This is a genomic window from Pseudomonas entomophila L48 (assembly GCF_000026105.1).
Lineage (GTDB): Bacteria > Pseudomonadota > Gammaproteobacteria > Pseudomonadales > Pseudomonadaceae > Aquipseudomonas > Aquipseudomonas entomophila.
Genome location: NC_008027.1, coordinates 5,808,228 through 5,832,539 on the forward strand (window position 1 = coordinate 5,808,228; position 24,312 = coordinate 5,832,539).

Here is a 24,312-nt window from a genome sequence, read left to right on the forward strand (position 1 = left end):
CTAGCGGAACTTCTCCGCCAGATATGCAGGACCGATCCGAGCTCGCGTAGGAGCTTTCCTTGAAACGCGTAAGGCGTTTACTAAGCCACGAGGCACGCAAATTGCTGCTGATTCCCCTCAGCCCTACGGGATACCGAGCATGCTGCACAGCCACCTCACCACCCTCAACGCGGTTTCGCTGATCCTCCAGGTGTTCCAGGAGGCCGGCGTCGACCCGCGACAGCTGCTCGCCGGCAGCGGCATTGGCCCGGCGGACCTGGGCCACAGCGATGCGCGCATCACCACCCAGCAGGAGCTGCAGGTGTGCGCCAACGCCGTGGCCCGGCGCGAGGACATCGGCCTGGAGCTGGGCCGGCGCATGCATGTGTCGTGCTACGGGATGCTCGGTTACGCCCTGCTCTCCAGTGCCACTTTGGGTGACGCCCTGCGCCTGGCGCTGAGCTATCCGGCACTGCTGGGAACAGTCTTCCAGCTGCGCCTGGTCGACGATGGCCAGCGGGTCTGGCTGTGCGCCAGCGACCACTACGACGCGCCGGGGCTGGCGGCCTTCAACGCCGAGTTCTGCCTGGTGTCGCTCAAGGTGATCTGCGACGACCTGCTGGGCCGCCCGCTGCCGTTGCTGGCGGCACGCTTCGAACATGCCCGGCCCGGTTATCACGCGCTCTACAACGGGGCATTCCAGTGCCCGCTGGGGTTCGAGGCCAGGGACAACGCCTTCGCCTTCGAACGCCGCTGGCTGGACATGCCACTGCCACTGGCCGACCCGATCACCCACAAGGCCATGGGCGAGCGCTGCCGGCGCCTGAACCTGGAGTTCACCGGGCGCCAGGCCTGGCTGGGGCGAATTCGCCAGTTGCTGCTGCAGCAACTGGATGCCGCACCCGGGCTGGACGGGCTGGCGCGGCAGATGAACTGCTCGTCGCGCACCTTGCGCCGGCACCTGCAGGCGCTGGGCAGCAGTTATCAACAGCTGCTCGACGAGTTGCGCTTCGAGCGGGCCAAGCAGTTGCTGGCCGAGGACCAGATGCCGATCTATCGCATCGCGGAAACACTGGGGTTCAGCGAGACCGCAAGTTTCCGGCATGCCTTCCAGCGCTGGAGTGGCGTGGCGCCGAGCCATTTTCGCGGGTGATCTGTACCGGCCATTTCGCGGGTAAGCCCGCTCCTACAGGATCAGCACCGCTCTCGATATTTGCGCCATGCCCGCAAATGGGCTGGTGCAGGATGATCAAGATTCGGCCAGTACCCGTGGCCACATCGATCCCCTTTTGGCCGTTTGCATCGTTCTCCCTGGACTGGCCGCCCACCAGAATGGCCCCACGCCAGTCATAACCGGAGAACAATAAGTGCTGACGATCTATTCCGATGACCACCGCCTGCACCATGGCCGCTGCGAGCTGATCGACGGCCAGCTGATGCCCTGCTTCGAAATGCCCTCCCGCGCCGATCACGTCCTCGATCAGGTAAAGCAGCGCAACCTCGGCCCCGTGCAAGGCCCCACCGATTTTGGCCGCGCCCCGCTGCAGCGCATCCACAGCGCCGACTACCTGAATTTCTTCGAGGGCGCCTGGGCCCGCTGGGCGGCACTGGGCCATGATGGCGACCTGCTGCCCTTCACCTGGCCGGCGCGCACCTTGCGCCAGGTCAAGCCCACCGGCCTGCACGGCGAACTGGGCTACTACAGCTTCGACGCCGGCGCGCCGATCACCGCCGGCACCTGGCAGGCCGCCTACAGCGCCGCGCAGGTGGCCCTGACCGCCCAGGCCGCGATCCAGCAGGGTGCCCATGCGGCCTTCGCCCTGTGCCGCCCGCCAGGGCACCACGCCGCCGCCGAGGTGATGGGCGGCTACTGCTACCTGAACAACGCCGCCATTGCCGCCCAGGCCTTCCTCGACCAGGGTCGGCGCAAGGTGGCCATCCTCGATGTCGACTACCACCACGGCAACGGCACCCAGGACATCTTCTACACACGCAACGATGTGTTCTTCGCCTCGATCCACGGCGACCCGCAGGACGAGTTCCCGTTCTTCCTGGGGTATGCCGACGAGGTCGGCGAAGGCGCGGGCGAAGGCTGCAACGTCAACTATCCCCTGCCCGCCGGCAGCGACTGGGCCGCCTGGAGCGCCGCGCTGGAAGCAGCCTGCCAGCGCATCGCCGCCTACGACGCCGAGGTGCTGGTGATCTCCCTGGGCGTGGACACCTTCAAGGACGACCCAATCTCCCAGTTCAAGCTCGACAGCCCCGACTACCTGGCGATGGGCAAGCGCATCGCCCAGCTCGGCAAGCCGACCCTGTTCGTGATGGAGGGTGGCTACGCCGTGGAGGAAATCGGCATCAACGCGATCAATGTGCTGGAAGGTTTCCAGCGCGCCCAGCCAGGAGCCTGAACATGGTCCGACTCAAGCGTCTGCTCGCCCCGCTCATCACCGCCGGCCTGCTCGCCGGCGCGCTCCAGGCCCACGCCGACCAGCGCACCTTGCGGGTGTACAACTGGTTCGACTACATCACCCCGCAAACCCTCACCGACTTCCAGAAGGACAGCGCGGTGAAGCTGGTGTACGACATCTTCGACACTAATGAGGCACTGGAAGCCAAGCTGCTGACCGGCAACTCCGGCTACGATGTGGTGGTGCCGTCCAACGTGTTCCTCGCCAAGCAGATCGAGGCCGGTGTGTTCCAGCCGCTCGATCGCTCGAAACTACCCAACTGGCAGCACCTGGACCCGGCGCTGATGAAGCTGATCGAGGCCAACGACCCGGGCAACAAGTTCGCCGTGCCCTACATGTACGGCACCGTGCTGATCGGCTTCAACCCGGACAAGGTCAAGGCCGTGCTCGGCGAAAATGCCCCGGTGGACAGCTGGGACCTGATCTTCAAGGAAGAGAACATCGCCAAGCTCAAGCAATGTGGCGTGGCGCTGCTGGACTCGCCGTCCGAGATCCTGCCCCTGGCCCTGAAATACCTGGGCCTGGACCCCAACAGCAACAAGCCGGCCGACTACCAGAAAGCCCAGGACCTGCTGCTGAAGATCCGCCCGCACATCACTTACTTCCACTCCTCCAAATACATGGCCGACATCGCCAATGGCGACATCTGCGTGGCGGTGGGCTATTCGGGCAGCTTCTCCCAGGCCGCCAACCGCGCCCGCGAGGCGAAGAATGGCGTGACGGTGGACATGCGCCTGCCCAAGGAAGGTGCGCCGATCTGGTTCGACATGCTGGCGATCCCGAAGAACGCGGCCAATCCAGAGGATGCCCACACGTTCATCAACTACCTGCTGCGGCCTGAAGTGATTGCGCCGATCAGCGATTTCGTGGGGTATCCGAACCCGAACAAGGATGCGACCGACAAGGTCAACCCGGCGATTCGCAACAACCCGAACTTGTACCCGACAGCAGAGGCGATGGCCACGCTGTATACGCTCAAACCGTTGGCACGGGATGCAGAACGAGCGCGTACGCGAGCCTGGACCAAGATCAAGTCAGGAACCTGACAGGCAAGCGTCATGCCCCTGTCGAGAGGACAGGGGCATTTCAAACTTACTGAATTTCTTCAAATTTATTAAGATGGAACTTTGCGCCGGCAATAGTATTGATATATTTATCAGACATCAGCTCTACAATAAATTCACCTGAGTAGGGCCCGTCACCTTTGAAGGTGATTTCAGCTCCACCTAAAATGGCTGGGTACTCGATTGTCGGCTTCTCCATCCTTTCAACGGTATACCCGACTGTCACCATGCCTTCCTTGTCCTCGGGACCGACAGGAAAAATACCATTTTTACTTTCCTCATCAGCCGCAAAGGAGAGATAACGTTTGGAACCTTTGTCTTCAGTAATACCCAATACCATATAAAGCCCGAAGCCTGAGAACCCACGCACCTCTCGAGCCTCAAATAACTTCCCACCAATGAAGGCAGTGAAGTGACCGTTGCTCTGAGCCAGTACACCCGGGGCTGCGATTTTTTCCAGTGCTTTAACAAGAAGTTTTTTGTACGCACTCATTTTTCCATGCTCCAGATCAAATTAACGTGGCGGCACAACACATAGAAAATCTTGCATGGTCGAAATATATATCGATAAGTTGACCAAGAAACCTATCACTTCTAACAGTTGCCAAACCTAGGCGAATGGAGGTATGCAGTGATGACTCAAGCCGATTTGAAAAACTAGATTAGCCAGCTAATTGGCTAACTTAACGGCTTGCAACAGGAATGCAGCCGTGGCATCAGCGCGATTCACAGCTTAGAGGGAGGCTCAGACTGGAGGCACCGTGCTACCTCCAGACCCTGCGCAAGCGCATCAGCGCATCCGCAATCCCGGCTTCCGGCACCGCCGCAAAACCCAGCACCAACCCCGCCCGCTTATCCACAGGCACCTCGCTGTCTTCCAGCCAGTACCCGCTCAAAGGATTGACCTCCACCCCCACCGCTTCGGCCCGGCGCACCAGCTCCTGCTCCCGCGCAAAGTTATCCACATCCACTTTCACATGGAGCCCCGCCGCCACCTCCGGCATCGGCCCCAACCCCGGTACATCCACCGGCCAGCCGGCCTTGAGCACATTGCGCCGCGCCAGCGCGGCCCGCCGCATGCGCCGGATATGCCGCTGGAAATGCCCCTGGGCCATGAACTGTGCCATGACGCACTGGGTGCCCACCTCGGAATGGCGCACCGCCAGCGCCCTCGCCTGGCTGAAGGCCTGCACCAGCCCGCGAGGCAGCACCAGGTAGCCCAGCCGCAACGCGGGAAAGGCGATCTTGCCGAAGGTGCCGACGTAGAGCACCCGCCCCGCCCGGTCCAACGCGGCCAACGGCGCCAGGGGTGCACCGCTGTAACGGTACTCGCCGTCGTAATCGTCCTCGATGATCCAGCCCTCCCGGCGTTCGGCCCAAGCCAGCAGCGCCAGGCGCCGGGCCAGGCTCATTGTGACCCCGGTGGGGTACTGGTGGGCCGGCGTCACATAGGCCAGTCGGCACTCGGGCAACTCGCTTAGCCTCGCGCAATCCATGCCCTCTTCATCCACCGGTACGCCCCGGAGCTTCGCCCCGGCCATCGCGAAGGCATGCCCGGCGGCACGGTACCCCGGGTTTTCCACAGCCACGCCATCGCCAGGCCGCAACAGCAACTGTGCACAAAGGTTAATTGCTTCCTGCGAACCACTGGTGATCACAATTTGTTCAGCCGTGCAAGACAGGCCCCGAGAGCGGCGCAGGTAGGTGGCGATCAGTTCACGCAGCTGCGGCTCCCCGGCCGGATCGCCATAACCCAGCAATGCCGGGTCGGGGTTTCGCCAGAAACCCGCTTGCAGCTTGGCCCACACCTCGAACGGAAAGAGATCGAACGCAGGCACTCCCACACGAAACGCCTTTGGAGAACCCCCTCTGGGTAGCGGCAGTTGATGATTTTTCAGACGCCCAAAAGGCTCGTCGGTATCACCAAAACTGGATAAATCCTCAGTATCAGAAGCACAAAATGTGGATAAGTCTGTTGATAAACCCCGGGATAACCTTGTGGATAGTTGTGTGGATAGTTTCGGTAGCTGGCTCACATAAGTGCCATCCCCTACCCGGCTCTCGATGAAGCCTTCGGCGTACAACTGGTCATAGGCCCGCACCACGCTGTTGCGCGACAGCGCCAGCACCGCTGCCAGGTCCCGTGTCGCCGGCAGCCGCGTACCGCTGCCCAGGCGCCCATCCAGCACGCGCGCGCGCAGTGCCTGGTAAAGCTGCTGGCTGAGCCCCCGGCGACGGTCAAGCACGATGCCGGCGGGGTCGAAAGGCAATGCGTGGGAAGGCTCACTCATGGCATTGGACCTATAAAAACAGAGGTAAATGGCTCTTACACAGAGCCAATAGCCTGCCTAGGATGGAGCCACAGCACAAGGAACTCCGGCATGTACAACAACAAGCCCCATCAGGAACACGACCTCGCCCGCCTGCACCGGCACATGTTGGAAACCCGGCTGGCGTTATTGGTCAGCCACGGCGAACAAGGCTTGCTGGCCACCCACCTGCCGGTGCTGGTCGACACCGCTGATGGCGAGTTCGGCACCATTTATGGACACCTGGCCCGCGCCAACCCGCAATGGCGGGACCTGGAACAGGGTGGTGAGGCGCTATTGGTGTTTCCCGGTGCCGACGCCTATGTCAGCCCAGGCTATTACCCCAGCAAGGCAGACAACCCCAAGGTGGTACCGACCTGGAACTACCTGTCCGTGCACGCCTACGGCCCGATCGAAGTTATCCACAATGCGCAGCCGCTGCTGGACATCGTCAGCCGCCTGACCAATCGCCATGAGCAGGGCCGCAGTGAACCCTGGACAGTGGCCGACGCACCCAATGACTACCTGGAAGGCATGCTCCGCGCCATCGTCGGTATCCGCATGCCCATTGCCCGCCTGCAAGGCGCACGCAAGCTGAGCCAGAACCGTTCGGCGCAGGACATAGCCGGCGTGCGCGAAGGCCTGGGCGCCAGCGCCGACACCCTGGACAACCAACTCGCCGCGCACATGCGCGATCTCTGAAGGAAAAGACCGATGACCACCGTTACCCTGCGCCCGGTGGGCGCCAACGATCAATCAGCCTGGCTGCCACTGTGGAACGCCTATCTGAAGTTCTACGAAACCGAACTGGCCGACGCGATCAGCACAAACACCTGGCAGCGCCTGCTCGACCCCAACGAACCTACCCACTCGGCGCTGGCCTGGGTCGATGGCAAGGCGGTGGGCATGGTCAACTTCATCTACCATCGCTCCAACTGGAGCATCGAAAATTCCTGCTACCTGCAGGACCTCTACGTGGACAGCGAAGTCCGTGGCCTGGGCATCGGTCGCCAGTTGATCGAGCATGTGTACACCACGGCCAAGGCCGCAGGCTGCATCAAGGTGCACTGGCTGACCCACGAAACCAACGCCACCGCCATCGGCCTGTACGAGCAGGTCGCCGAGCGGCCGGGCTTCATTCAATTCCGCAAGCCACTGTAGGCCGACCATGACCGACGCATTGAACTGGAAACCCGCTGGCACGCCCAAGGCCGAGCCCATCGAAGGCCGCTTCATCCGCCTGGAAAAACTCGACCCGGCCCGCCATGGCGATGATCTTTGGGACGTGTTGCAGGGGCCGGGATCGGACCCGGTGCTGTGGGACTACCTGCCGTATGGACCCTTCCAGGAACGCGCCGGCTTCGACCGCTGGCTGGAGGGCAACGCCGCCAGTCGCGACCCGCTGTTCTACAGCGTCATCGACCGGGCCAACGGCCAGGTCCAGGGCATCCTCAGCTACATGTCGATCGTCCCGGAGCAGGGGCGCTTCGAGATCGGCCATATCGCCTTCGGCGCCGCCATGCAGCGCACACCAAAGGGCACCGAGGCGGTGTACCTGCTGGGCAAGCTCGGCTTCGAGCTGGGCAACCGCCGGCTGGAGTGGAAGTGCAACGATGCCAATGCGCGCTCCAAGCGGGCGGCGGAGCGTTTCGGCTTTGTCTTCGAAGGGGTGTTCCGCAACCACATGGTGGTCAAGGATCGCAATCGAGATACCACTTGGTATTCGATCACCGATGCCGAGTGGCCAGCGGTGGCGGCGGGGTTCGAGCGCTGGTTGAGCGTGGCGAACCAGCAGCCTGAAGGCCAGGTGCGATCGCTGGAAGCTTGTCGCAAAGGCTGATGGCCTATTCGCCGGCAAAGCCGGCTCCTACAGGTTTGGCATTCCCCTGTAGGAGCCGGCTTGCCGGCGAACAAGCCCAAAACCAGCACAAAAAAAGGGGAGCATTCGCCCCCCAGAGGTTAACCACTTGCAGATGAAGGCGTCTGTCAGCCTTCGATCTCGATCAGGATCTCGCCCGGGGTCACCCGGTCGCCCTTGGCCACATGGATGGCCACGACCTTGCCGGCAATGGCCGCCTGGACCTCGGTCTCCATCTTCATCGCCTCGGTGATCAGCACCGCCTGCCCGGCCTTGACCACATCGCCTTCCTTGACCAGCACATCGACGATGTTGCCCGGCATGCTGGTGCTGACGTGGCCCGGCTCGCTGGCTTGCTTGCGCTTGCTGCCGCCACCGCCGACGAAATCGTTGAGCGGCTCGAACACCACTTCTTCCGGCATGCCGTCGATGGACAGGTAGAAGTGGCGCTTGCCCTCGGCCTTGACACCCACGCCGGTGATGTCGACGCGGTAGGTCTCGCCGTGCACGTCGATGACGAACTCGGTCGGCACGCCTTCACCACCCGCCGAGCCCACCGCGCCGGCTTCCGGAATCGGCAGCAGGGCTTCGGGCTTGAGGGTGCCGGCTTCGCGCTCCTCGAGGAACTTGCGGCCAATGTCGGGGAACATGGCAAAGGTCAGCACATCTTCCTCGGATCGCGCCAGGCTGCCGATATCGGCACGCAGCTTGGCCATCTCCGGCTTGAGCAGGTCGGCCGGGCGCACGTCGATCACTTCCTCGCTGCCGATCGCCTGGCGGCGCAGCTGCTCATTGACCACGCCCGGGGCCTTGCCGTAACCACCCTGCAGGTACAGCTTCACCTCGTTGGTGATGGTCTTGTAGCGCTCGCCGGCCAGCACGTTGAAGAACGCCTGGGTACCGACGATCTGCGAGGTCGGGGTGACCAGCGGCGGGAAGCCGAGGTCTTCGCGAACACGCGGGATCTCCGCCAGCACTTCGTTCATGCGGCTGAGCGCGCCCTGCTCCTTGAGCTGGTTGGCCAGGTTGGAAATCATCCCGCCCGGCACCTGGTTGACCTGCACGCGGGTGTCCACGGCGGTGAACTCGCTCTCGAACTGGTGGTACTTCTTGCGCACGGCGTAGAAGTACAGGCCGATCTCCTGCAGCAGCTCCAGGTCCAGGCCGGTGTCGAACTCGCTGCCCTTGAGCGCGGCGACCATCGACTCGGTGCCCGGGTGGCTGGTGCCCCAGGCGAAGCTGGAGATCGCGGTGTCGATGTGGTCGGCGCCGTTTTCCACCGCCTTGAGCTGGCACATGGCGGCCAGGCCGGCGGTGTCGTGGGAATGGATGAACACCGGCAGCGACTGCTCGGCCTTCAGCGCCTTGACCAGCTCGCCGGTGGCGAATGGCGTGAGCAGGCCGGCCATGTCCTTGATCGCCACCGAGTCGCAGCCCATGGCTTCCATCTGCTTGGCCTGCTGCACGAAGGCATCGATGGTGTGCACCGGGCTGGTGGTGTAGGCGATGGTGCCCTGGGCGTGCTTGCCGGCGGCCTTCACCGCTTCGATGGCCACGCGCAGGTTACGCACGTCGTTCATGGCGTCGAAGATGCGGAACACGTCGATGCCGTTGACTGCGGCCTTGGCCACGAAGGCCTTGACCACGTCGTCGCTGTAATGACGGTAACCGAGCAGGTTCTGGCCGCGCAGGAGCATCTGCAGGCGGGTGTTGGGCAATGCGGCGCGCAGCTTGCGCAGGCGCTCCCACGGGTCTTCCTTGAGGAAGCGCACGCAGGCGTCGAAGGTGGCGCCACCCCAGACTTCCAGCGACCAGTAGCCGACCTTGTCGAGCTTGTCGCAGATCGGCAGCATGTCTTCGGTGCGCATGCGGGTGGCCAGCAGGGACTGGTGGGCGTCGCGCAGGATCGTGTCGGTGACAAAGATTTTCTTGGACATTGTTCGGTTCCTCACAGGCCTGCGTGCGCGGCGATGGCGGCGGCGATGGCCAGGGCCAGCTCTTCGGGTTTGCGCTTGATCGAGTAGTTGGTCAGTTCAGGGTGGCTTTCGACGAAGCTGGTGTTGAACTGGCCGCTGCGGAATTCCGGGTTGCGCAGGATCTCCTGGTAGTACGCGGCGGTGGTCTTCACCCCTTGCACGCGCATGTCGTCCAGGGCCCGCAGGCCACGGTCCATGGCTTCTTCCCAGGTCAGCGCCCAGACCACCAGTTTCAGGCACATGGAGTCGTAGAACGGCGGGATGGTGTAGCCGGTGTAGATCGCCGTGTCGGTGCGCACGCCAGGGCCGCCGGGGGCGTAGTAGCGGGTGATCTTGCCGAAGCTGGGCAGGAAGTTGTTCTTCGGGTCTTCGGCGTTGATGCGGAACTGCAGCGCGTAGCCGCGGTGCTGGATGTCTTCCTGCTTGATCGACAGCGGCAGGCCGGAGGCGATGCGAATCTGCTCGCGGACGATATCGATACCAGTAATTTCCTCGGTGATGGTGTGCTCCACCTGCACCCGGGTGTTCATCTCCATGAAATACACCTCGCCATCGGCGAGCAGGAACTCCACGGTACCGGCGTTCTCATAGTTCACCGCCTTGGCCGCGCGCACCGCCAGGTCGCCGATGTAGGCGCGCTGTTCAGGCGTGAGCTGCGGGCTCGGGGCGATCTCGATGAGCTTCTGGTTGCGGCGCTGGATCGAGCAGTCGCGCTCGAACAGATGCACCACGTTGCCAAAGCTGTCACCGAGGATCTGCGCCTCGATGTGCTTGGGGTTGACGATGCACTTTTCCAGGAACACTTCCGCCGAACCGAAGGCCTTGGTGGCCTCGGAGATCACCCGGGGGAAGTTCTGCTCCAGCTCTTCACGGCTGTTGCAGCGGCGGATACCGCGGCCGCCACCCCCGGAGGTGGCCTTGAGCATCACCGGGTAACCGATGCGGTCGCCTTCCTGCAGGGCTTCATGGATATCGGCGACGTTGCCTTCGGTGCCGGGGGTGACCGGCACGCCGGCCGCGATCATGGTGCGGCGCGCTTCAGTCTTGTCGCCCATGCGGCGAATGACGTCGGCGGCCGGGCCGATGAACTTGATCCCGCGCTCGGCGCAGATCTCCGCCAGTTCGGCGTTTTCCGACAGGAAACCGTAGCCTGGGTGCAGGGCGTCGCAGCCAGTCTCCACAGCAAGGTTCACCAGCTTGCGCGGGTTCAGGTAACCGGCCAGGGGCTCGGCACCGATGCTGTAGGCCTCGTCGGCGCGCTTGACGTGCAGGGCGTGGCGGTCGGCGTCGGCATAGATCGCCACGGAGCGAATGCCCATTTCGGCGCAGGCACGCACGATCCGAACTGCGATTTCACCCCGGTTGGCGATCAGGATTTTTGTTATCACTGGAGTCTTCCCAAAGCCGTAGGAACAGACGATCCGGTTCTACCGGTCGGCGCGTGACCAGACGTCGCTGGCCAGTCGCATATTCACCCTAGCGCTGAAGGTCGATAAACAAAAATCAATATTTGTTAGAGGCAGTATTAGCAAAAGCTTATAGTTCGGTAACAAGGTTTTGCCGGAGCCAAGAATAAAATGCGTAAGTCCTTGATGCGTATGACTTTACGTCAGCTGCAGGTGTTCAACGAGGTGTGCGATTTACGCTCCTACAGCCGGGCCGCCGAGGAGATGTCGCTGACGCAACCCGCCGTTAGTCTACAGATCCGCCAGCTCGAGGAACTGGTCGGCCAGCCACTGTTCGAGTACGTCGGCAAGAAGCTCTACCTGACCGAGGCGGCCGAGGCACTGCAACGCGCCAGCCGGGATATCTTCGGGCGTCTGGAAAACCTCGACATGCAGCTGTCCGACATGCAGGGCTCACTGCAGGGGCAGCTGAAGCTGGCGATCGAGTCCAGCGCCAAGTACTTCGTGCCACACCTGTTCGCCGCCTTCAAGCAGCACCACCCGGAGGTCAACCTCACCCTGACGGTAGTCAACCGGGCCCAGGCGATCCGGCGCCTGTCGGACAACCGCGACGACCTCACCATCATGTCCATGGTGCCCCAGGACATGGGCCTGGAGTTCCTGCCCTTTCTCAACAACCCGATCGTTGCCGTGGCGCCACCGGACCATCCGCTGTGCAAGCTCGAACAGCTGCGCCTGCAGGACCTCGAACCTCATACTCTGCTGGTCCGCGAGCAGGGGTCGGGCACGCGCAAGGCCTGCGAGGAGTTCTTCAAGGACAAGCGCGTGCACTTCACCCAGACCCTCGAAGTAGCCTCCACCGATGCCCAGCGCGAGTGCGTGGTGGCCGGCCTGGGCATCGCCCTGCTGACCCGCCATGCGGTAAACCTGGAGCTGGCCACCGGTGTGCTTAAGGAGCTGCCGGTGGAAGAACTACCGCTGTACCGCAGCTGGTGCCTGGTGCAATCGAAAAGCAAGCGGCAGTCGCCGGTAGCGTTGGCATTCCAAGCGTTCATCCGTGGCGAACGTGCGCAGATCAGCCGGCTTGTGGAGCGTTTCTCGGGGAAGTTGCCGCCGATACCTGCCACACCGTGAAGTCTTGCAAGTCGGGGTAGTCGGCCAGTTCGCGCAGCAGCTGGCGCTGGTCGCAGTAGCTTTCGATCGCGCGGCGGAACTCCATGCGGCGCTGGTCCTTTTCCTGCTGCTTGCGAGCTTTGGCGTTGGGTTGGTACACACCGTCGTGATCGCGTGCCATTGCCTGTCTCCCAGATAGGATGCGGGGAGTTTCAGACTGACCTCAGGGGTTTACGGTTTGGCGGTGGAATGGTGACAGAATCGTGAATTTTCGCAGTTTTCACGGGCCTGTTCGCCGGCAAGCCGGCTCCTACATGACAACCCGTAGGAGCCGGCTTGCCGGCGAACAGGCCTTTACGCTCAGTCGTCGGTAGCCTTGATCGACTTGGGCGACAAACGCAGGCTGCGCAAACTGCGCTTCACGCTCTTGAGGTGGTTGACCAGGCTCGGCCCGCGGGCCATGGCCACGCCCATGGCCAGCACATCGATCACTACAAGGTGGGCGATGCGCGAAGTCAGCGGCGTGTAGATCTCGGTATCTTCATGCACGTCGATGGCCAGGTTGACGGTCGACAGCTCCGCCAGCGGCGTCTGGCTCGGGCACAGGGTGATCAGGTTGGCGCCGCTCTCGCGCACCAGGTTGGCGGTGATCAGCAGGTCCTTGGAACGCCCCGACTGCGAGATGCACACCGCCACATCGCCGGGCTTCAAGGTGACCGCCGACATCGCCTGCATGTGCGGGTCGGAATAGGCGGCGGCGCTGAGCAGCAGGCGGAAGAACTTGTGCTGGGCGTCGGCAGCCACCGCACCCGATGCGCCAAACCCATAGAACTCCACGCGCTGGGCCTGGGCCATGGCCGTCACCGCCTGCTGCAACGCCTGTGGGTCGAGGTGCTCGCGCACCTCCATCAGCGTGTGCAGGGTGGTGTCGAAAATCTTCAGGCTGTAGTCGGCGACCGAGTCGTCTTCATGGATGGCGAACTGGCCGAAACTGGCGCCCGCGGCCAGGCTCTGCGCCAGCTTGAGCTTGAGGTCCTGGAAGCCCGAGCAGCCGATCGCCCGGCAGAAACGCACGATGGTCGGCTCGCTGATGCCCACGCTGTGCGCCAGGTCGGCCATGGAGCTGTGCATGACGGCAGCCGGATCGAGCAGCACGTGGTCGGCCACTTTGAGTTCCGATTTGCGCAGCAGGTGGCGCGATTGGGCGATATGTTGCAACAGATTCACGGGCTGGACTCGGTTATGATCGGCTGGCCGGGATGTAGCTTTCTTGTAGTTATACTACATGCTTGCCAACCCGCCCAGCTAAACGAACGTGGAGTGTGGTGGTTTGACTATTCCTTGCGACATCCTGGTTTTCGGCGGCACCGGCGATCTTGCCCTGCACAAGCTGCTGCCGGCGCTCTACCACCTGTATCGCGAGGCTCGCCTGCACAACGCCGTGCGGATCATCTCCCTGGCCCGAAGGCCGTTGCCGCGCAACGACTACGTCAAACTCGCCGAGCGCCACTGCCGGGCACAGATCGCCCGCCAGGATTTCGACGAGGACGTGTGGCAGCGCTTCTCGGCACGCCTGGACTACTTCCCGATGGACGCCGCGCAAAGCGCCGACTTCGGCCGCCTGGCCCGCTACCTCGGTGAGCCCGGCGGGCTGACGCGTATCTACTACCTGGCCACCGCGCCCAGGCTGTTCGTACCCATCGCCAACCACCTGCGTATCGCCGGGTTGGCCGACAGCGAGGCGCGCATCGTCCTGGAAAAGCCCATCGGCCATTCGCTGGAATCGGCTACCGCGATCAACGAGGCCATCGGCGACGTGTTCGACGAGTCCCAGGTGTTCCGCATCGACCATTACCTGGGTAAGGAGACGGTGCAGAACCTGATGGCCCTGCGCTTTGCCAATGCCCTGCTGGAGCCAGTGTGGCGCAACAGCCAGGTCGACCATGTGCAGATCAGCGTCTGCGAGACGCTCGGGGTCGAGAACCGCGGCGCCTATTACGACCGCGCCGGCGCCACCCGCGACATGCTGCAGAACCACCTGTTGCAGTTGCTGTGCCTGGTGGCCATGGAGCCACCCGCGCAGTTCGAGGCCGAAGCGGTGCGCGACGAAAAAGTGAAGATCCTCCGCGCCCTCAAGCCCATCACCGGGCAGGATGTACAGGACAAGACCGTGCGTGGCCAGTACGGCGCCGGCAAGATCGGCGGCCAGGAAGTACCCGCCTACTACTTCGAGAAGGATGTGGACAACGACAGCGACACCGAGACCTTCGTTGCGGTCCAGGCGCACATCGACAACTGGCGCTGGGCCAGCGTGCCCTTCTACCTGCGCACCGGCAAGCGCATGGCGCGCCGCTCGTCGCAGATCGTTATCCAGTTCAAGCCGGTGCCGCACGAGCTGTTCAGCGGTGGGCAGGTCAACCAGTTGCTGATCCAGCTGCAACCGGACGAACACATCAGCTTGCGCATGATGACCAAGAGCCCGGGCAAGGGCATGCGCCTGGCACCGGTCGAACTGGACCTCAACCTGGCCCAGGCCTTCGCCCAGACACGGCGCTGGGAGGCATACGAACGCCTGCTGCTGGACGTGCTGGAGGGTGACTCGACGCTGTTCATGCGCCGTGACGAGGTCGAGGCGGCGTGGGCCTGGATCGACCCGATCCTGCAGGGCTGGGAAGAACACTTCCAAGCACCGCGCCCCTACCCAGCCGGCAGCAATGGCCCGGAACAGGCTAACAGCCTGCTGGCACACCAGGGCAGGCACTGGCATAGCTGAAGCGCCTGCCACTGCTGTATTCATGAAGAAATTCCACAAGCTTGAAAGCACTCAACCGACACCCAACGAGGAAGTGCCGCACATAGCTAAACGAATTCCCTCTGATACAAGTGGTCGTAACAACTGACTCTTCGACCCATGGCGACGCATTTCGCGTCGCCTTGATGACGAGGAGTCAATACATGAAAATCGAAACCAACGGTTGGGTTGCACAGAATGACAAGATGCCGGGCAACGCTCGCTTCCGTGTCTACGGTACCGTCACCGTCGGGCACCCTGGTGTCCAGCCAACTCTGTCCCTGCGTGCCGTTCAGGACAAGTCTTATGCTCTGGCCCTGGAGCTGACCCTGAAGGCGGCAGATGGCATCTATCCACAGGTCGTCACCGACAAGGCCGTCACCTTTGAAATGCCGGGCGATCACAGCAATATCCCGAAAGTAGACATCTTCCACGACGGCGAGCTGATCACCAGCATCACCGACATCGTCGAAACCCACTGATCAATCACCTGCCGCCGCCCATGCTCACCGCATCAGGTGAACTGTAGGTCGCTCCAGCAAGGCCTGGAATGCATCCGCGTCCACCGGCCGACTGATCAGGTAGCCCTGGACTTCGTCGCAACCGTGCTCACGCAGGAATGCCAGTTGCTCCAGGGTTTCCACCCCTTCGGCGACCACCTTCAATTGCAGGCTCTTGGCCATGGCGATGATCGCCCGGGTGATAGCTGCGTCCTGGCTGCCCTCTAGCAGGCCACGGATGAAAGCCTGGTCGATTTTCACGTAGTCCACCGGGAAGCGCTTGAGGTAGCTCAGCGACGAGTAGCCGGTACCAAAATCGTCGATCGCCAGCTTCACGCCCAACGCATGCAACTGCTCGAAGGTGGCGATGATGTGCTCCACGCTGTCCAGCAACTGGCTTTCAGTCAGCTCAAGTTCCAGCAGATGCGGTGCCAAACCTGACTCCTGCAGGACCTGACGCACCAGGCTGACCAGTTTACCCTGGCGCAACTGGTACACCGACAGGTTGACCGAAACACGTACCTCCAGCCCCTGGCGCAACCATTCGCAGGCCTGCCAGCACGCCTGGCGCAAGACGAACTCACCCATCGGCGCGATCAGCCCGGTCTCCTCCGCCAGCCCGATGAACTCGCCGGGCGGGACCATGCCCCATTGCGGATGCTGCCAGCGCACCAGCGCCTCGGCCGCATGCAGTTGCCCTGTGCGCAGGCACAGCTTGGGTTGGTAGTACACCAGCAGCTGGCCTTCATCGATGGCCTTGCGTAGTTGGTTCTCCAGTTGCAGGCGCTCCAGGGTGCTGGCGCGCAGGCTCTCGGTATAGAACTGGAAGTTGTCGCCCCCCAGGTGCTTGGCATGTTGCTTGGCCATGTCGGCCTGGCTGACCAGCGCATTGATGTCGAAGGAGGCGTCCGCCAGCACGCTGATGCCCACCGACGCGCTGACCACCAACTCATGGCCACCCAGCCGCTGCGGCACCCGCAGTTTGTCCAACAGGCGTGTGGTCACGCGCACCAGGCTCGACAGGTTGGTGTAGCCATCGAACAGAATGGCGAACTCGTCACCCGACAGGCGTGCCACGGTGTCGGCTTCCGGCACCGCGTTGGCGATGCGTTGCGCCATCTTCTTCAGCAATTCGTCGGCCAACTCATGGCCGAGGCTTTCATTGAGCAGCTTGAAGCGATCGAGGTCGACATGCAGCAGCGCCAGGCTGCGCCCGTTCAGGCGCAGACGCTGGGCGGCGTCGTGCAGCCGCAGGCGGAACAGGGCGCGGTTGGCCAGCCCCGTGAGGTCGTCGTAATGGGCAAGGTAACGCAGGCGCTCTTCCGATTCGCGGCGCGCCGACAGGTCGGTGAAGAAGCCGACGATATTGACGATCCTGCCCCGTGCGTCGCGCACGCTGTTGAGCTGCAACCATTGCGGGTAGAGCTCGCCATTCTTGCGCGCTTCGACCAACTCGCCCTGCCAGCCGCCGTGCTGTTCCAGTGCCTGGTCGATCGCCTGGCTGTGCCGGCGCGCGTCACGGCTGCAGGGCAACTCCAGGGCGTTGCGGGCAATCAATTCGGCGCGACCGTAGCCGGTGACGTCGCAGAACGCCTGATTGACCGCCAGCAACTGGTAATCGGCCCCCAGGATGGCGATGCCTTCGCTGGCCGCCTCGAACACCGTGGCGGCCAGGCGCTGCTGTTCTTCCTGCTCCTTGCGGGCAGTGATATCGCGTCGAGTCCCCAGCATGCGGGTCACCTTGCCGTCCGAGGAACGCTCCACCGCCCTTCCGCGGTCCTCGATCCAGCACCAATGGCCCTGGACGTGACGTATGCGGTACTCGACCCGGTAGTCCTCGGTGCGGCCTTTCAGGTGCTCGACCAGCGTTCGCCGCAGCAGCGGCAAGTCGTCAGGGTGCAGGCGCGGCTTGAGGTCGGCGCGTACCGAACGCACCTGGTCGGAGTCCAGGCCGAACAACGTCTGCAACTGAGTGTGGTGAACTTCGTCGGTCTGCAGGTTCCAGTCCCACAAGCCCAGCTCGCTCGCTTCGAGTGCCAACGCCAGGCGTTCCTCGCTCTTGCTCAGCGCCTGGTTGGCCAGGTCCAGTTCATGGCTGCGTTGCGCCACCCGCAATTCCAGGCCCGCTTGGGCCAGGCGCAGTTCTTCTTCAGCTTGACGACGCTGGCGGACTTCGGCGCTGAGCTGGTGGTTGAGGTCCGCGCCATGGCGCTGGGCACTTTGCAGGTGCTCGATCAGTGCCTGGTTCTGGAAGCGGCGCAGCAGGCCACGTTCGATCAGCCGGTTGACCTGCCAGGCCACCACCATCAATGCCCCTAGCAGGATCAGCCCGAGCCAGCCCCAGCCCCGCTGGTGACCCGTGTCATAGACGAACAGGAAAACGATCGGCGGCAGCAGGCAAGGCAAGGCGAAACTGAGGAATGCCGGCAGGCTCACGGCGTAGGCGACACTGGCCGACAATGCCGCCGTCCCCAGCAGACCGAACACCCAGGCCTGCTGCACGAAGTTGTCCACAGGCACCAAGGCGATCGCCGCACTGGCGAGCGTCAATCCGCTGAACGCGGACCCGCACAGGAACATCCGCCGCCAGGTCGGCATGGCCTGGCGCCCGGGCGGGGCGGCGTCGAAAGCCGCCACCTGGATCACCCGCAAGGCCACCAGCGCCAGCAGCCAGGTCATCCACACGCCGACCAGCAGGTAGCGCGCAGGGCTCCACAGCAGCCAGGCACTCAGCAGGCCGGTGATCAACATGAACAGCGTGGGCAACAGGGAGCCTTGGTACAGCAGGCGGGTGCGCTCGACCGACAGCTGGGTGGCGAATTGCCTGCGAACGCTCCGTGTCGTCTCCGGCGATGCTCCGATCGCCATGCAATCCTGGGTCATAGGGCTGGATTCTTGTTGTGTTCTTGTTATGGCAGACCGCAAATGTGCAGCGAGCATACACAAGCGTCGCACCGGACCAAACTGCTCTGCGTCATGATTTCGAAAATGTCTGTTGCGTCGAAGTGCGACCGCTCAACCACGCCGACCCGCCACCCTTATCGATGAACGGCGGATCGCCGACGAGACGAATTGCACCGCAGGCGTTTGCCCCTGCCCCCCGCCCGGCCCTAGAATGGCCGGATGCGCAATGATGACCTCTCCCTCCTGCTGAACTCCCTCAACGACGCTCAACGCCAGGCCGTGGCGGCCCAGGTCGGGCGGCAATTGGTGCTGGCCGGCGCCGGCTCGGGCAAGACCCGCGTGCTGGTGCACCGTATCGCCTGGCTGATCCAGGTCGTGCAAGCCTCGCCGCATTCGATCCTGTCGGTGACGTTCACCAACAAGGCCGCGGCGGAAATGCGCCACCGCATCGAGCAATTGCTGGGCATCAACCCGGCCGGCATGTGGGTCGGTACCTTCCACGGCCTGGCCCACCGCCTGTTACGGGCGCACTGGCAGGAAGCGGGGCTGGCGCAGAATTTCCAGATCCTCGACAGCGACGACCAGCAGCGCCTGATCAAGCGGGTGATCCGCGAGATGGGTCTCGACGAGCAGAAATGGCCCGCGCGCCAGGTCCAGTGGTTCATCAACGGGCAGAAGGACGAAGGTCTGCGCCCACGGCATATCCAGGCCAGCGGCGACCTGTTCCTGACCACCATGCGTGACATCTACAGCGCATACGAGCAAGCCTGCGAGCGCGCCGGGGTCATCGACTTCTCCGAGCTTTTGCTGCGCGCTCTCGACCTGTGGCGCGACCAGCCAGGGTTGCTCGAACACTACCAGCGCCGCTTCCGGCACATCCTGGTGGACGAGTTCCAGGACACCAACGCCGTGCAATACGCCTGGCTGCGTCTGCTGGCCGGCGGCGGCGACAGCCTGATGGCGGTGGGTGACGACGACCAGTCGATCTACGGCTGGCGCGGCGCCAAGATCGAGAACATCCACCAGTACACCGCCGACTTCCCGGACGCCGAGCTGATCCGCCTGGAGCAGAACTACCGCTCCACCGGTGGCATCCTCAAGGCCGCCAACGCCTTGATCGCCAACAACAGCGGGCGCCTGGGCAAGGAGCTGTGGACCGACCTGGGTGAAGGCGAGCCGCTGACGCTCTACGCCGCCTTCAACGAACACGACGAAGCGCGCTATGTGGTCGAGACCATCGAAAGCCTGATCAAGCAGGGCAACGCCCGCAGCGATATCGCCATCCTGTATCGCTCCAACGCCCAGTCGCGGGTGTTGGAGGAGGCCTTGCTGCGCGAGCGCATCCCCTACCGCATCTACGGCGGCCAGCGCTTCTTCGAACGCGCCGAGATCAAGAACGCCATGGCCTACCTGCGCTTGCTCGAAGGCCGCGGCAACGACGCGGCGCTGGAGCGGGTGATCAACGTGCCGCCACGTGGTATCGGCGAGAAGACCGTCGAGGCCATTCGCGAGCATGCCCGTCACAGCCAGTCGTCGATGTGGGACGCGATGTGCCAGCTGCTCGCCGCCAAGGCCCTCAAAGGCCGCGCCGCCAGCGCCCTGGGCGCATTCATCGAGCTGCTCGACAACCTCGCCGCCAAGGTGCTGGACATGCCGCTGCACCTGATGACCCAGACGGTCATCGAGCAGTCCGGCCTGATCATCTACCACCAGGAAGAAAAGGGTGAAAAGGGCCAGGCACGGGTGGAAAACCTTGAAGAACTGGTCAGCGCCGCGCGCAACTTCGAGACCAGCGACGAGGATGCCGACCTGACGCCGTTGTCGGCGTTCCTCGGTCACGCCTCGCTGGAGGCCGGCGACAGCCAGGCCGACGAGCACGAGGACAGCATCCAGCTGATGACCCTGCACAGTGCCAAGGGTCTGGAATTCCCGTACGTGTTCCTGGTGGGCATGGAGGAAGGGCTGTTCCCGCACAAGATGAGCCTGGAAGAGCCCGGCCGCTTGGAAGAGGAACGCCGCCTGGCCTACGTGGGCATTACCCGGGCCATGCGTCAGCTGGTCATGACCTACGCCGAGACCCGCCGTCTGTATGGCAGCGAAACGTACAACAAGGTGTCGCGCTTCGTCCGCGAGATCCCGGCGGGCCTGGTGCAGGAAGTGCGCCTGTCGAACTCCGTCAGCCGCCCCTTCGGCGGCGCAAAGACGCCTGCCAGCAGCCTGTTCGCCAACGCCAGCATCCCGCAGACCGCCTTCAGCCTCGGCCAGCGGGTGCAGCACGCGGTGTTCGGCGAGGGCGTGATCCTCAACTTCGAGGGTTCCGGCGCCCAGGCGCGGGTGCAGGTGAACTTCTCCGAGGGCAGCAAGTGGCTGATGCTCGGTTACGCCAAGCTCGAAGCCATCTGACGTAGGAGCCAGCCTTGCTGGCGAAGCAGGCGCCGCGGTGGATGGCACCGGCTGCGCCGGTGTTCGCCGGCAAGGCCGGCTCCTACAATGGCGCGCGCCTTCTGACTATCAGGCAAAAGCTCGAAACATCTTGTCGCTGGCCATGTCTGCTGCTTCATGTGCACCATGACGCGCGTGCAATCCACAAAAATGGGAACCCCCAACTTATGCAACGTTTTCTTAGCATCGCTCTGGCGCTTTGCGTCGGCCTGACGCTGAGCCTCGACGCCAACGCCAAGCGCTTCGGTGGCGGCAAGAGCTCGGGCTCCGCGCCAATCCACCAAACCCGCCAGGCCACCCCGACCACGCCAGCCGCCGCACCGACCGTCCCAGGCCGTGCGCCAGCCGCCAGCGGCGCTTCGCGTTGGCTGGGCCCGCTGGCCGGCATCGCCGCCGGTGGCCTGCTGGCCTCCATGTTCATGGGCGACGGCTTCGAGGGCATGCAGATCCTCGACTTCCTGCTCATGGGCCTGATCGCCTTCCTGGTATTCCGCTTCATCGCCGCGCGCCGTCGCCAGCAGCAGCCGCAACACGCTGCCGCCGGTCACGCCCCGTACCAGCGCGAAGCCCAGCCGCAGGCTGCTCCACAGCCGATCTTCGGCGGCTCTGCCGCACCGGTCGCCTCGCCTGTGATCAACGCCCCGGCCTGGTTCAACGAAGCCAGCTTCCTGGCCGCCGCCCGTTCGCACTTCCAGTCTCTGCAGCAGCACTGGGACGCCAACGAGATGGACAAGATCGCCGAATTCGTCACTCCACAGATGCTCGACTTCCTCAAGCGCGAGCGCGCTGAGGAAGGTGAGGGCTTCCAGTCCACCTACATCGACGACCTCGATGTGCAACTGGAAGGCGTCGACGACCGCGCCGACAAGACCATCGCCACCCTCACCTTCCGTGGCGTATCGAAGACCTCGCGCTTCGACCAGGGCGAGGTGTTCAACGAGAGTTGGCACATGGAACGCGCACAGGGCGAAAACCAGCCTTGGCTGCTGGCCGGTATCCGCCAAAACGGTTAACCGTCGCACGTTGTACAAAAAACCCCGGGCCTGTCCCGGGGTTTTTGCTTTTGCCAGACTCGACTACTAGGGTATAACGCGCAGCGTTGTCATCTAGGTCAGAGGAAGTGAACCGTGGAAGAAGTGATCGAACAACTCCGTGAAGCCAACGAACCGGTGCCGGTGCCGCTGGATCTGCCGGACGAGGATCAGTTGGTCGAGGTCGAGGAACAGCTGTTCATCAACATTCCCTTCGTGTTCAAGGAATTCCTGCTAACCGTCAGTGACGTGGTGTATGGCAGCCTGGAGCCGGTGACCGCCACTGACCCGCAATCCCATACCTACCTGCCGGAAGTCGCGGCCACTGCCTGGGACGCCGGCGTCCCTCGCGATCTCATCCCGATCTGCCAGGACGGCGACGATTACTACTGCGTCGAGGAAGACGGCACCGTGGTGCTGTGGTCAGGTGAAGAAGAGATCGTCACCGAAGAAAGCTGGGAATCGGTGTGGCACTGGGCCCGGGATGTCTGGCTGGAAAGCTGAATGAGAAATACCCGCACAAAATAATGGCTCTTAGCTATCAAGCCTCGTAGAATCGCCAGGCTCTCTGCGCCTGGCGACATCGCTACCGCTCCATCCCCTCGGACGACGGTGACGTCTCGCGCAGAAGGCGATAACCCTCAGTGCGAATTTTCCCGGCTGCTCTCCAGCGTCTCCAGCAAGGCGACCTGCATCCGCGTGTGCACCCGGACGAACCAGCGCCATAGCAACGCCACCACCACTGCCGCGACCATCGCAATGATCAGCAGCAGTTCATTGGTCGGCAGAATGCTCGCCGACAACGCTGCCAGCAGCAGGAAGATCACCAGCAGCGACAGCAGTGGTATCACCTCGGCAATCACGCGCCGCACGCGTTGGGTGTGCCGCCCGGCCATTTCCGGCTTGACCCCCATCTCCGCCAGCAGCATCGACAACGCCTTGAGCTTGCGATAGGCCGCGATCAGGAACGGCAACGACAGCAACAAGGCCGCCCCCCATATCAACGCCTTCTGTTGGCCGACATCGCCGACCCATTCGCTGAGCCAGGTGCCGATGCGCCCGGCGAAATAGCCACCACTGAAGAAGATGGCGATCACCAGCGCCAGGTTCACCCCAACTTGCAACAAGATGCGCCGGATCATCGCCGCCAGCATGGCGCCTTCGCCCTGCGGCTGGATGCTGCGCAGCCATTCACCATACAACGACAGCACCCGTGCCAGCCGGCTCGGCACCACCTTGCCGAGCTTCAGCGACAACGGGTCGGCCGCGCGGATCAGGTAAGGCGTCAACAAGGTGGTGATGGCCGACACCGCCACCGCGACGGGGTAGAGAAAATCGCTGGTGACCTGCAGGGTCATGCCCAGCGCCGCAATGATGAACGAGAACTCGCCGATCTGCGAAAGCCCCATGCCCACGCGCAGCGAAGTGCGTCCGTCATTGCCGGCAATGAAGGCTCCCATGCCGCAGGAGAGCATCTTGCCCAGCACCACCGCCAGGGTGATCACCACGATTGGCCAGGCGTACTCGACAAGGATCGCCGGGTCGATCATCAGGCCAATGGCGACAAAGAAGATCGCGCTGAACAGGTCGCGAACCGGCTCGATCAAGCGTTCGATCTTCAGCAACTGGCGCGATTCGGCCATGATCGCGCCGATCAGGAAGGCGCCGAGCACCATGCTGTACTCAAGCTTGACCACCAGCAGGCAGAAGCCGAAGCACAGCCCCAGCACGGTGATCAGCAGCATCTCGTTGCTTTCGAACTTCGCCACGTACGCCAACAGCCGCGGTACCAGCAGGATGCCGATGACCAACGCGACGATCATGAACAGCGACAGCTTGCCCACGGTGGAGAACACCTCGCCGGAGCTGACCGTGCCGCTGACGGCGATACCCGACAGCAGCGCGATGATGCCGATGCCCAGGATGTCCTCGACGATCAGCACACCGAAGATCAGCTGGGCGAAGCGCTCGTTCTTCATCTTCAGGTCGTTGAGCGCCTTGACGATGATGGTGGTCGAGGAAATCGCCAGGATCGCCCCGAGGAACAGCGAGTCCATGGTGTTCCAACCGAACCAACGGCCGATCTCGAAACCGATCCAGATCATCAGGACGATTTCCAGGAAGGCGGCGATGAACGCCGTGGCCCCCACCTTGAACAACTTGCGCAGGCTGAATTCCAGCCCCAGGCAGAACATCAGGAAGATCACCCCCAGTTCGGCGAGGGTCTTGATCGTGTCTTCATCGTGAATCAGCCCGAACGGCGGGGTGTGCGGGCCGATGATGAAGCCGGCGACGATGTAGCCCAGCACCACTGGTTGCTTGAGGCGGTGGAAGAGAATGGTGACCACCCCGGCGACCAGCATGATCACCGCCAGATCCTGGATGAAGCTGATGGCATGCATGGCGTGGTACTCCTTGTTCTCGATGCACGGGGCGAACCGCTCCTCTGCCGGAAAACCCTGAACACGGAG

20 protein-coding genes are annotated in these 24,312 nt (G+C 63.2%); 12 read left to right on the forward strand and 8 right to left on the reverse strand.

The window, feature by feature from the left end; genetic code table 11:
* Positions 1 to 139: 139 nt before the first annotated feature.
* The 3 genes from PSEEN_RS25380 to PSEEN_RS25390 all read left to right on the forward strand — a co-directional run bounded on the left by PSEEN_RS25380 (position 140) and on the right by PSEEN_RS25390 (position 3,493).
* Positions 140 to 1,132, forward strand: coding sequence for an AraC family transcriptional regulator (locus PSEEN_RS25380; protein ID WP_011536450.1), 993 nt, complete (start codon positions 140 to 142; stop codon positions 1,130 to 1,132).
* A 214-nt stretch (positions 1,133 to 1,346) separates the two neighbouring features.
* A complete protein-coding gene (locus tag PSEEN_RS25385) occupies positions 1,347 to 2,387 on the forward strand; it encodes a histone deacetylase family protein (RefSeq protein ID WP_011536451.1) in 1,041 nt (346 codons plus the stop codon).
* Between the two features lie 2 nt (positions 2,388 to 2,389).
* A complete protein-coding gene (locus tag PSEEN_RS25390) occupies positions 2,390 to 3,493 on the forward strand; it encodes an extracellular solute-binding protein (RefSeq protein ID WP_011536452.1) in 1,104 nt (367 codons plus the stop codon).
* 46 nt (positions 3,494 to 3,539) lie between these two features.
* Here PSEEN_RS25390 and PSEEN_RS25395 read toward each other — a convergent pair whose 3' ends face one another.
* Both PSEEN_RS25395 and pdxR read right to left on the reverse strand, forming a co-directional pair.
* Positions 3,540 to 4,004 carry a hypothetical protein gene (locus PSEEN_RS25395; protein ID WP_044488598.1) on the reverse strand — a complete coding sequence of 155 codons (465 nt, stop codon included), beginning with the start codon at positions 4,002 to 4,004 and terminating at the stop codon, positions 3,540 to 3,542.
* A gap of 271 nt (positions 4,005 to 4,275) precedes the next feature.
* Positions 4,276 to 5,802 (reverse strand): MocR-like pyridoxine biosynthesis transcription factor PdxR, encoded by a 1,527-nt coding sequence (gene pdxR / locus PSEEN_RS25400; protein ID WP_011536453.1) that lies wholly within the window; start codon positions 5,800 to 5,802, stop codon positions 4,276 to 4,278.
* A 90-nt stretch (positions 5,803 to 5,892) separates the two neighbouring features.
* Between pdxR and PSEEN_RS25405 the strand changes: the two genes are divergently transcribed.
* The 3 genes from PSEEN_RS25405 to PSEEN_RS25415 are packed head-to-tail and all read left to right on the forward strand — an operon-like array spanning position 5,893 to position 7,660.
* Entirely contained in the window at positions 5,893 to 6,522 is a 630-nt protein-coding gene (locus PSEEN_RS25405; protein ID WP_011536454.1) for an FMN-binding negative transcriptional regulator, read from the forward strand.
* Between the two features lie 12 nt (positions 6,523 to 6,534).
* Positions 6,535 to 6,981: a GNAT family N-acetyltransferase gene (locus tag PSEEN_RS25410; protein ID WP_011536455.1), complete on the forward strand. Its 447-nt coding sequence runs from the start codon at positions 6,535 to 6,537 to the stop codon at positions 6,979 to 6,981.
* A 7-nt stretch (positions 6,982 to 6,988) separates the two neighbouring features.
* The gene (locus tag PSEEN_RS25415) at positions 6,989 to 7,660 is read left to right on the forward strand and encodes a GNAT family N-acetyltransferase (RefSeq protein WP_011536456.1); all 672 of its coding nucleotides are present in this window, start codon (positions 6,989 to 6,991) and stop codon (positions 7,658 to 7,660) included.
* A 146-nt stretch (positions 7,661 to 7,806) separates the two neighbouring features.
* Here PSEEN_RS25415 and oadA read toward each other — a convergent pair whose 3' ends face one another.
* Positions 7,807 to 9,615, reverse strand: a complete 1,809-nt coding sequence (oadA, locus tag PSEEN_RS25420) for a sodium-extruding oxaloacetate decarboxylase subunit alpha (protein ID WP_011536457.1) — start codon at positions 9,613 to 9,615, stop codon at positions 7,807 to 7,809.
* Between the two features lie 11 nt (positions 9,616 to 9,626).
* The gene (locus PSEEN_RS25425) at positions 9,627 to 11,042 is read right to left on the reverse strand and encodes an acetyl-CoA carboxylase biotin carboxylase subunit (protein ID WP_011536458.1); all 1,416 of its coding nucleotides are present in this window, start codon (positions 11,040 to 11,042) and stop codon (positions 9,627 to 9,629) included.
* Between the two features lie 189 nt (positions 11,043 to 11,231).
* Here PSEEN_RS25425 and PSEEN_RS25430 point away from each other — a divergent pair, with 189 nt between their 5' ends.
* Positions 11,232 to 12,194, forward strand: coding sequence for a LysR family transcriptional regulator (locus PSEEN_RS25430; protein ID WP_011536459.1), 963 nt, complete (start codon positions 11,232 to 11,234; stop codon positions 12,192 to 12,194).
* Here PSEEN_RS25430 and PSEEN_RS25435 read toward each other — a convergent pair.
* Together PSEEN_RS25435 and hexR are read right to left on the reverse strand one after the other, a co-directional pair.
* Positions 12,136 to 12,354: a PA3496 family putative envelope integrity protein gene (locus PSEEN_RS25435; RefSeq protein WP_011536460.1), complete on the reverse strand. Its 219-nt coding sequence runs from the start codon at positions 12,352 to 12,354 to the stop codon at positions 12,136 to 12,138. The genes PSEEN_RS25430 and PSEEN_RS25435 overlap by 59 nt on opposite strands.
* A gap of 179 nt (positions 12,355 to 12,533) precedes the next feature.
* On the reverse strand, positions 12,534 to 13,400 hold the full coding sequence (gene hexR, locus PSEEN_RS25440) for a transcriptional regulator HexR (protein WP_011536461.1): 867 nt from the start codon (positions 13,398 to 13,400) through the stop codon (positions 12,534 to 12,536).
* A 103-nt stretch (positions 13,401 to 13,503) separates the two neighbouring features.
* Here hexR and zwf point away from each other — a divergent pair, with 103 nt between their 5' ends.
* Positions 13,504 to 14,946: a glucose-6-phosphate dehydrogenase gene (zwf, locus tag PSEEN_RS25445; protein ID WP_044488601.1), complete on the forward strand. Its 1,443-nt coding sequence runs from the start codon at positions 13,504 to 13,506 to the stop codon at positions 14,944 to 14,946.
* 182 nt (positions 14,947 to 15,128) lie between these two features.
* Complete coding sequence (locus PSEEN_RS25450; protein ID WP_011536463.1) at positions 15,129 to 15,446, forward strand: hypothetical protein; 318 nt, start codon at positions 15,129 to 15,131, stop codon at positions 15,444 to 15,446.
* A 24-nt stretch (positions 15,447 to 15,470) separates the two neighbouring features.
* Here PSEEN_RS25450 and PSEEN_RS25455 read toward each other — a convergent pair whose 3' ends face one another.
* Positions 15,471 to 18,332: an EAL domain-containing protein gene (locus PSEEN_RS25455; RefSeq protein WP_158020278.1), complete on the reverse strand. Its 2,862-nt coding sequence runs from the start codon at positions 18,330 to 18,332 to the stop codon at positions 15,471 to 15,473.
* A 255-nt stretch (positions 18,333 to 18,587) separates the two neighbouring features.
* On the opposite strand from PSEEN_RS25455, the gene uvrD reads away from it, so the two are divergent.
* From uvrD to PSEEN_RS25470, 3 genes are all read left to right on the forward strand, one after another.
* On the forward strand, positions 18,588 to 20,771 hold the full coding sequence (uvrD, locus tag PSEEN_RS25460) for a DNA helicase II (RefSeq protein WP_011536465.1): 2,184 nt from the start codon (positions 18,588 to 18,590) through the stop codon (positions 20,769 to 20,771).
* Between the two features lie 206 nt (positions 20,772 to 20,977).
* Positions 20,978 to 21,823: a Tim44 domain-containing protein gene (locus tag PSEEN_RS25465; protein WP_011536466.1), complete on the forward strand. Its 846-nt coding sequence runs from the start codon at positions 20,978 to 20,980 to the stop codon at positions 21,821 to 21,823.
* Positions 21,824 to 21,937: 114 nt separating this feature from the next.
* The gene (locus PSEEN_RS25470; protein ID WP_011536467.1) at positions 21,938 to 22,345 is read left to right on the forward strand and encodes an SMI1/KNR4 family protein; all 408 of its coding nucleotides are present in this window, start codon (positions 21,938 to 21,940) and stop codon (positions 22,343 to 22,345) included.
* Between the two features lie 137 nt (positions 22,346 to 22,482).
* On the opposite strand, the gene PSEEN_RS25475 is transcribed toward PSEEN_RS25470, so the two are convergent.
* Positions 22,483 to 24,243: a cation:proton antiporter gene (locus PSEEN_RS25475; protein ID WP_011536468.1), complete on the reverse strand. Its 1,761-nt coding sequence runs from the start codon at positions 24,241 to 24,243 to the stop codon at positions 22,483 to 22,485.
* Positions 24,244 to 24,312: the final 69 nt, after the last annotated feature.